The sequence below is a fragment of the Roseovarius salinarum genome (genome assembly GCF_002834145.1).
Taxonomy (GTDB): domain Bacteria; phylum Pseudomonadota; class Alphaproteobacteria; order Rhodobacterales; family Rhodobacteraceae; genus Roseovarius; species Roseovarius salinarum.
The window spans coordinates 1-9,030 of sequence record NZ_PHNT01000033.1 but is presented as its reverse complement, the minus strand read 5'-3'; the positions used below and the strand labels follow the sequence as shown (position 1 = coordinate 9,030).

At 56.8% G+C, this 9,030-nt stretch carries 4 protein-coding genes and 4 pseudogenes; 7 read left to right on the top strand and 1 reads right to left on the bottom strand.

Annotation, left to right across the window (positions count from 1 at the left end; genetic code table 11):
• Positions 1 to 134: 134 nt before the first annotated feature.
• The 7 genes and pseudogenes from CEF10_RS16485 to CEF10_RS16460 form a co-directional block, all read left to right on the top strand.
• Positions 135 to 305 (top strand): annotated as a pseudogene (locus CEF10_RS16485) (IS256 family transposase); the annotation flags it as partial.
• Positions 306 to 517: 212 nt separating this feature from the next.
• A complete protein-coding gene (locus CEF10_RS16970) occupies positions 518 to 1,684 on the top strand; it encodes a hypothetical protein (RefSeq protein ID WP_157933066.1) in 1,167 nt (388 codons plus the stop codon).
• Positions 1,685 to 1,740: 56 nt separating this feature from the next.
• Positions 1,741 to 2,495 (top strand): annotated as a pseudogene (locus CEF10_RS16480) (IS5 family transposase).
• Positions 2,496 to 2,508: 13 nt separating this feature from the next.
• A pseudogene (locus CEF10_RS16475) lies at positions 2,509 to 2,744 on the top strand (IS256 family transposase); the annotation flags it as partial.
• Between the two features lie 294 nt (positions 2,745 to 3,038).
• Positions 3,039 to 4,994 carry a glycosyltransferase family A protein gene (locus tag CEF10_RS16470; protein WP_157933065.1) on the top strand — a complete coding sequence of 652 codons (1,956 nt, stop codon included), beginning with the start codon at positions 3,039 to 3,041 and terminating at the stop codon, positions 4,992 to 4,994.
• Between the two features lie 23 nt (positions 4,995 to 5,017).
• Positions 5,018 to 6,463 carry a DUF6212 domain-containing protein gene (locus CEF10_RS16465; RefSeq protein ID WP_232796557.1) on the top strand — a complete coding sequence of 482 codons (1,446 nt, stop codon included), beginning with the start codon at positions 5,018 to 5,020 and terminating at the stop codon, positions 6,461 to 6,463.
• Position 6,464: 1 nt separating this feature from the next.
• On the top strand, positions 6,465 to 8,408 hold the full coding sequence (locus CEF10_RS16460; protein ID WP_101069254.1) for a glycosyltransferase family 2 protein: 1,944 nt from the start codon (positions 6,465 to 6,467) through the stop codon (positions 8,406 to 8,408).
• 152 nt (positions 8,409 to 8,560) lie between these two features.
• Here the strand turns inward: CEF10_RS16460 and CEF10_RS17100 are convergent.
• Positions 8,561 to 8,886, bottom strand: a pseudogene (locus tag CEF10_RS17100) (integrase core domain-containing protein); the annotation flags it as partial.
• Between the last annotated feature and the right edge of the window lie 144 nt (positions 8,887 to 9,030).

Genomic DNA, 9,030 nt, shown 5'->3' with positions numbered 1-9,030 from the left:
CAGCCCTTGGCGGCAGGCCACCCGCGGTGGTCTACTGGCACGAAAATGAAATCAACCAACCCGATGAACAGGTACAACGAGTAGCTTAAATGACGCCAAATCCTGTCCAAGAGATGGGGAGTTGCTCAATGCACAAGCGCGCGTTGTCGCAGAAGACTGCAAAGCTCATGGTCTTCAAGCTCGCTCAGGCCACCGCAAAGACGTGGTCGCGCCTGAAGGCAGCGAACCAGTTGCGTTTGGTCATTGAAGGCGTCACATTCACCGACAGTTTCGCCGCAGACGACGCTGAAAACCGCGCCGGTTGATCAGCCGCGCCACCCAGATTCCAGCATAGCCCCCTATCCGACGAGCTCGCCCAACGACGACATCTTGAAACCCTCGCGCACGTGAACGACAATCCCAACGTTAGGTTGCCCGCCGCGGCGTCCTGATCGGAACCCGGGCCGTCACGAAGGGTGGCGATCCTATAACAAGCTGTGGGACACTTTCATAAATGGAGAGCAGTGCTATGAGATCAATGATTTACACTCCGTTCGCTGTTGATTTGCATGACCAGCCCGATATTTCGCGAGAGCCGCCCCGCCCAATGGAGCACCGAAGCGAGGCATACGATCAGAGCTTCGACAGCAAGACCCTTATCTACGATACGGTACAGCTCAACGGTGACTCCGCATTAGCTATAGGACCGCCGTTGTTATCGCTTTCGCAGCTGGTTGAGACCGCTATGTTTTTGACTGATGGTGGCAAAGTCATGACCTCGCAATATATGAAGCGGGATCGTCTAGGGCTTTTTTCACTCAAAAGAACATATAACACCAGCTCTATAAAAATGAAATTTGCTGGAATTGAGAAGTCAGCACGAATACAAACATCGCTGACGCATCTATTTTCCGGACGGAAGGTGATGTTTACCTTATCTCGCAATAATAATTTGCAATGGATTGAAGACTGGGCACGTTTTTATGCCGTCCATCACGGTATAGATGGCGTTCTATTCTATGATAACTTTTCCGACTTTTACTCGTCAGAGGATATTCTGCGCCGCCTAGAGAAAGTGGCTGGACTCAAGCAGATAGTAGTTGTCAACTGGCCCTATAAATATGGCCCCAAGGGAGCGCCAGGCTTTTGGGATTCCGATTTCTGCCAATATGGGGTCATGGAGCACGCTAAAAGACTTTTTCTAGGAGATGCCGATCTTGTTTTAAATTGTGATGTTGATGAGATTATTATTGCGCAGGACGGCATTTCTCTTGCAGAGCATCTTGCTCAAAGCTCAAGGCCAATTATGCAGTTTCCCGGATTCTGGATTAGAGGGCCCAGAGATGTGATTTTCGATCCCAAAAGGTCTGAGGCATTTCGCCATCGGGATTTCATCTACGCCGATGAGCCCACCAATCTTGCTTGCAAGCCCAAATGGGCTTTGCGGCCCAAAGATATTGATCTGAACAAACAGTGGAAGGTGCATAGCATAGAGGGAGCAGGAAATCGCTTCCTGCAGGATCACTTTTTACTTCGGCATTATGCTGCATTAATTGTGCCCAATCTTGGGCGAGTTGAAAAGGCGAATCGACGCCTTCAAGCGGCAGCCTCCGACGGCCGGAAGACGCGAATAGATGATGTATTGCAGAAGTACGCAATTCCGATTTGGTCGGATGAGGAAATCTTTTACGCACAGGACCCATAAACTTGCTTGAGGCACCGGGGTCGGCGTGATTCAAGTTCCCAAACAGCGGGGGCATGATGAGCGAGCACTTCTGGCTGACCGAGGAGCAGATGGAGCGGCTGCGACCGTTCTTCCCGAAGTCGCGTGGCAAGCCGCGGGTCGATGAACGGCGGGTTCTGAGCGGGATAATCTACATTCAGAAGAGCGGGTTACAGTGGAAGGACGCACCTTCCATCTGCGGGCGGGCCAAGACGCTCTACAGCCGGTTCGTGCGGTGGTCGCGCATGGGCGTGTTCGCACGGATCTTCGCGGAGTTGGCCCGGCCGGGGGCGCACGGCGGCACGATCATGATCGACAGTACCCACCTCAAGGCACATCGCACGGCGGCCAGCCTCTCAAAAGGGGGACTCGCCCGCGGGCCATCGGACGGACGAAAGGCGGGCTAAACTCGAAGCTGCACATGGTCTGCGACAGTCTCGGCCGACCGCTGACGTTCTTACTGTAGCCGGGCCAGATGAGCGACGCGAAGGGCGCCTTGGCCCTGCTGACCGCCCTGCCGCCGGCCAAACGGCTGCTGGCCGACAGGGGCTACGACGCCGACTGGTTCCGCCAAGTCCTTGACGACAAGGGCATCGCGGCTTGCATCCCGGCACGCCGCGGACGGAAGAAACCGGCCAGGCACGATGCCGTGCTCTACAAGCAGCGGCACCGGATCGAAAACTTGTTCGCCCGTCTGAAGGACTGGCGCCGGATCGCCACCCGGTAGGACAGATGCGGCGAGCTTTTCCTGTCAGCCATCTGCATCGCCTTGGCGGTCATCTACTGGTTGTGAGTCCTGATCCTAGCACTGGAAGCATGACCGCACCTCGTATCCGATCGAGAGCACGTTCGCCACCTTCAGACACCGAACGAAGCGCATCAAAGGCTGCCTCAGCCGCAAGACCGGCCTCGCCATGGCGTTCAAGCTGTTGATGTCGCGCATAAGAAGTGGCGTAAACTTGACGGGGACAAACGACAGCTGGAGGTCATAAGCGGTGTTGAGTTCCGCGACGCCATCTGCCACCTTCAGAGCGCCGCCTAATCACGCGTTACCAACTTTTGCGCATATCTCAGCCACAAGAGACCAGACATGTTCACCGCGCATTTATCGAATCGTAAACCTCGCCAACCGACAAACATCAAAAAGCTTTGAACCTAGCGCATTGTCGGTCTGGTTTCCATCTCTAAGATGAGCACTGGCGCAGGACGGTGGTGTTGACGCCAATCGGCGGGGTACTTACAGACAAGAAAGGTGATGGATTCTGCCTGTTATCCGTTTAAGGTGGGAGTAGAGACTTTGATACCGAGTGCAGAATCAGACGTAAAAGTTGGCCTCGTGGTTCCCAGCTTCGGTTACGCGAGCTTGCTGCCGGAAATGGCGTCGAGCATTCTGGCCCAGCAATGTGATGTTGGATTTCGTGCGGTTCTGGTGGATGACGGGGATCCCGATCCGACACTTGTGGAACTGTGCGAGTATTACGCCGCCGCAGAACCCGATGTGTTTCATTACCTGCGCCCTCGCCGGAACGGCGGACTTTCCGCCACACGCAACCGCGGCATTGAGTACCTGCTGGAATACTACCCGAGCATCGAGATGGTGATGTTCCCAGATGCTGATGACCGGATGTTGGCGGCGTTCATCCAGAAAAGCTATGAGCGTTTCGTCACGGCGCGCTCGGAAGCAGATTCGCAGGGCCAGAAACTGGGATGGGTTTTCGAACATCCCAACATTTTTGGCGAACCTGGGCGCATGACGCGACTGACCCGGCATTCCACCTTGTGGAACATGGTCGGCGCGACTCAGATGCCCTCATCTGCGCTGTCGGCAGAGATGTATCGCGAAGGTCTTCGCTATGACGAAACCCTTGTCTGGGGCGGCGAGGATTGGGAGTTTTCCATCCGCGCCCTGAACGCGGGGTTCACGGGGGTGTATTCGTCCGACCAGGGGTTTCACTGGCGCAGGCGACCCGGCAGCATGTCGTCAAGCCAACAGCAAAACAAGGCACGTGGTCACAATCGGACCTTCATCAAGCTCAGCAATAAGCCGATGTTCCAGCGCGATTACGTCTGGGCGCGTCTGCAGCAGGAAAACCCGTCTTTCTGCGTCTTGTCGCCAGGGGGGTTCAGCACGGCCAACTCTGTTTCCGGCCTAGCGGATCTGGTGAACGGCGCGCCAAACCCGGCATCTTTCGCTCAGCTTGGGGCGCAACTGAACAATTCGCTGGTGCATCCGACAGATCCCTGCCCACAAAGCTATTACGTCGTCGACCGCGATGGATCGGGGGCGCCGCTTGCACCTGCCGAACACCTGAGCAGCATCCTGTTATGGAGCGAGTATCTCATGGCGCGGGGGTTTTCCGTGTCCCATGTGGTCGCGGATGCGGCCAGTGTCCCTCGCAGTCCGGTGCTGGCACGGGGTGTGAGACGAGATGCCATGCCGTTCCTGATGGCTATCCCGCATCAGCATTTCCTGACGCTGCTGGCGGGCCGCACCCCCCCGCCGGATCAGCGTGTCACCCTGACTTGGCCCGCCCCCGTGTTCGAAAAGAAGGGCCTCCTTGGCGCCTTGCGGGACAAATTCCCGCGCAGGGCCAACCGACCAAAGGGGACCAGACAACAATTGGACGGCATTCTGGCGTCACTGAACGCGGTTGGCTACGCCTACAAGCGGTCGCCGCGTTTCGGGTCGCAAGTCTGGAAGCCCCAGGGCCTGACATGGCGCGAGATGCCGGGACACCTGACGGAAGTTCCCCAGCAACGGCTGCATGACACCGGGCGGTTGGATCGCAAGATCATCTTGTGCAGTAACCAAGATGTTCCCACCCTGCGCGAGGATCTTGAAGAGTGCCAAGGGCCGTCGATCGACGTGATGATCGACCTCGGCAAGTCAGAAGGCCCGGTCAGGCCGGCATTCGCCGCTCTTCAACGCCGCAGGATTGTCGGCGACGTCTTCTTACTGGAAAACCGCAGGGTCGACGATATATCGCTGCGGGAATACGGACTTAATATCCTAGGGCTGTATGGCGAGGTCCTTCACTGGAGAGGCCTCGCACATGTCAATGATCTGGGACGGCTGGGAAAGCTCGGAGTCTCGAACCGCCTCGTTCTAAAGGTCGGTGACATTGAAACATCCTTTCAGAACTTCAATTCCGCCTTCAAGTGTTTCGATTCATACAATATCGCTCCGCCGCTTGACGACGAAGAAAATGCTATCGCGGCCCTTCAGGCGCGTGGCGTACCCAGAAAGTCGATCACCTTCGGAAATCCGTTCGAAGAAACAAACGCCATCTAGGCTAATCTTGGGAAACCAGTCAGATGAAATATAGATATTCCCCGAAAATCCTTTTCATTGGCATGACGGAAGGCGCCCCGGACTGGGCGAGAACGGTGTTCCGTGCCTCGACAGATCTTTACTGGGTGTCCCGGAACAGTTCAGAGCTGGGCATCGTCGATGACGAAGGCCGCGCCAGCACGCTGACCGACCCCTTGACCGGCCCCACCATCATCGTAACCGCCAATGATGACGACCCCGAACTGGTCGACGCGGTGCAGGCCATATGGCGCGACGCTGGGCTGGAGCCACCACAGGCCCTGCCCGCCCCGGCGCAGGGCGAAGAGCCGGGCAAGCTGACCAATGCGCTGATGACGATCCAGGCGCGACTTGTCCAGGATGCGGCGCGCCGGAACGTATCGCTGCTTAAACAAGTTGCCGCGCTGCGGCAATCCTCGGAAGATCTGAACCTGGCATTGGCCCACTTGATCAAGAAAATGAAGGGCGATGAAGGCACGGCTAAGGCCGTTTACGAGCCCGTGCCCCATGGCGATGGCGTCGTGTTGCCCCCGTCCAAGACCTTGCGCCAACGGATCCCGATCTCTGTCGTGCCTCAGCTGATCGGCGGGCTGTCCTGCTATGTGACAACGGACAAGTCGGCCGCGCTGACGATGCAGGTCTGGTCCGAAGAAAGGCAGCAGGTGATCTACGAACACAGGTTCGACGCAAGCCCGGGCCTATCGGTTCTTTTTCTTCCCTTTGGAAGCCCGTTGAAATTCAACGCCAAATTGCTGGATCTCCTGGTGACTAACGAGGGGTCAGGCGAGGTCATGCTTGGCACGGCACTGTGTGAAAGTCCCGAAGAGCGCGCACAAATCGATGGTGCGCCAGACCTCGAAAGCCATCACGCCCTGCGGCTGGATCTGTGGTCGCATTCAGATACCAAGGCCGGGACTCATCCGCTTCCCGGGTTCCGGGTATCGCGCACTCTGTCAAACCACTACTTGGCCGAATTCAAGAAACGCACGCCAGAGTTTTCCGATCGCAACTGGCTGAACCTGCCGAAGGAAGGGGGGTTGCTTGTCCATCCCCTGCCCAACACAACGGCGATTGCGTCACTGGAGGAGTTTCCGGTTTCGGGTCGCCTTTGCAAGGTTAGCTGCGATGTTATGGCCCGCCATGTGGCAAAGTCGACAATCCTCGCCTGTGTCAGCGTGACCAGGAAAGCGGTCGATCCGGATACGCTAGAAGAGGTCAACGAATACGCGAGCGGCAGCGCGGCAGAGCGTTTCGAGGAAATTGCGCGAACGGAGTGGATCCCGGTTGTGCCAGGCACACAAAAGGATTTTTCCCTTTCTTTGGACGTTTCAGATTGCCACCTAAAAGACTGTCACCTAAATCTGATGACAACTACGTCAGGGGAATCGACATCGCACGCGCATTTTATCTTCAAGGAAGTTGCGCTGACCATTGAACAAGACCTATCGTAAGATGGAGGGGCTTCGTATACCATTGGTTGATGCCATAATCACAGTGCATGGCATCGGTCCGGTGTTCGTTGATACCGTCCTCAGCATCGTGCAACAGCGCACCACATCGTTTCGCCTGCGGTGCTTGGTGGTAGTCGATGGGTGCCCCGAGATGGAAGACACCTATCCCCTTCTGATGGATCTTGCCGCGTCATCAGAGTTCGAACTAGAGGTTCTTTTCCAGAAGAACACCGGCGTAGCGTGTGCCCGCAACCGCGGGATTCGGCATTTCTTGGAAATGGAAGAACAGGCGGATTACATTTTCTTCATGGATGGCGACGACATTGCCCCACCTAATTTTTTGCAGGCCGGTGTAGACACGCTGGAAACCGCAGAACCCATCCCTGGGATCACCGCCAGGCCGGGATGGGCCTATGCGGACCAGTTCCATTTCGGGGACAACTCGCACTGGGTGCAGTACCCGCAGGAACTATGGGGCGCCCGTTTTGCGCTGAGCAACCTGTCACAACCGTCATCGCTTCTGAAGATGGACCTGCTGAGGGACGGCGTCAGGTTCGACCCGGATTTCAATGTCGGGATCGAGGACTGGGAGTTTTGGTGCGCGGCCGTCGAAGCGGGCTATTATGGTGTGCGCATTCCGAACACGATCATGCGCTACCGGCGTCTTCTCGGGGCCCGATCCAGTTTCAACCGCAGCAATGACGACCTGACCAAATTTCGGCTGACAAAGAAATATGCGCTTGACAAGTACGAGACCATTATTCGGGATCATCACCTGTACCCGCGGGTCGGACAGGCCTGCCAAGAAGGGGGGCAGGCCACGGCCGCCGCGTCGCAGTCGCGCACGGCTGTTCTGACCTTGGATGAGGCCGGCATTTCAAAGCTGTGGGCCAACGTCACGATGTTGCGGCGATCAAACCGCGAAACCGTGTTCGACACGCCTTATGTCCCGGATCTTCTTGCCTATTCCACCACGTCGGAGCGGCTTCCGCCAGATCTTGCCTTCATGGCGGAACATCTGTTCGGATGGCATAAGGCGCTTGCGGCGTTGGAGGTCAAGGGACTGGACGGCGCCCCCTGCCTGTTGTTCGCCCCCAGGCGCCTTGACCCGCTTGATGCTACGTCAACGCCCCATTTCGCGGACTTCGATCCTTTTAACGAAAGCCATGAAAAGCTGGAAATCCAGCCGACGTTTCCCAACACGTTTAGTCCAGAGGCCCTGCACGCCTTGGATCAGCTTATGTCGGCGCGGGTTAACGCGCCGCTCCGCAGGGGGCATCTGACACGCCGACTGGTGGGAGACAAGTTTGCAGATCCCTGGATCTTCTTTCGAGAAACACTGGGCTTTCTGCCCTACTTTCCTGAACCAAACCTGGCGGACGCGGTCGAAAAGGTCGTGTTTATTGTTCCAGAATGCGATCTGAGGGATGAGGGCACAGTTACCCACATCGACGCCCTTGCCAGGGATGCAGAGTTTCAGGACGCTGCACGCCACCTGCTTGTCATCCGGTCCGCAACATCGCGGGGCGTCGAAATGCCCGCAGGTCTCCAAGACCTGTTCGGCAGGGGTAATATTCACCGGCTGTTCAGCATCCGCCCGGATGCGCATCGTGCCTTGACGAGCAAGTTCTACAACGGAACGCAGATCAACTTGGTCGACGAGGAATGGTCACGCTACGCGATGGGCTGCCTTTCCTGGTTCGACAAGATCGTCAATATCGGGCACGAGAAGACAACTTTCGCCCTATCGCCCTTGCGTAAGGTGAAGGCCACGACAAACATTTATATCCCCAGGAACCAGGTATCCGAACTGGATGAAATCGAACGGCTGTGCATGTTGTTGGGTGTTTACGATGAAATCCGCAACCCTTCGGATGCTTGGCGGGATCTTGCGATCGGCCTTGGCGTCACGCCAAAGTTGTTTAAAGGTCTAGGCAAAGAGTGATCTCAGCTCCCCCAAATTCGGGCACTGAACTGATGCGGAGGTTGCTGTCGGTTGTTGCCTTGAACTTCCTGTTTCTCTTTGTACGTCGTCAGATAATTTGGGACGCTTGAGCGCTTTCCGGACTGGAGGGTCTGGCTCACCGCTGATTGAAGTTATGCGTTTTCAGTTTCGTGGCGCAAGCGCCGCGTGAGCATGGTTTTTCGTTTGATCTCCTCTCGCTGTTTCAGGATCTGGTCACCCCGGCCGTAGTAGACATCGGCCGGCGTCAGGTTTCCGAGGCTCTCATGGTACCGGCGGGTGTTGTAGTATTCGACGAATGCGCCGACCTGGCGTTCGAGGTCGCCCGGCAGGAAGTAATGCTCGAGCAGCACGCGATTATTCGCTTCGCGCACCTTCGGTTTATGGTCTGGTGCCAGCGCTCGATCTTGCCCTGGGTCTGTGGGTGGTACGGCGCACCGCGGACGTGGTCCATGCCCTTGTCGTTGAACTGGCCCCATTTTCGACCGGACACGTGGGCCTGAACCAGGAGGCTTAGGGATATCCCTAAGCATGTGCTCATGTCCGAAGTTGAGATCATCACGGATGGCGGCCGCCGGCGCCGCTGGAGTTCTGCCGAGAAGCT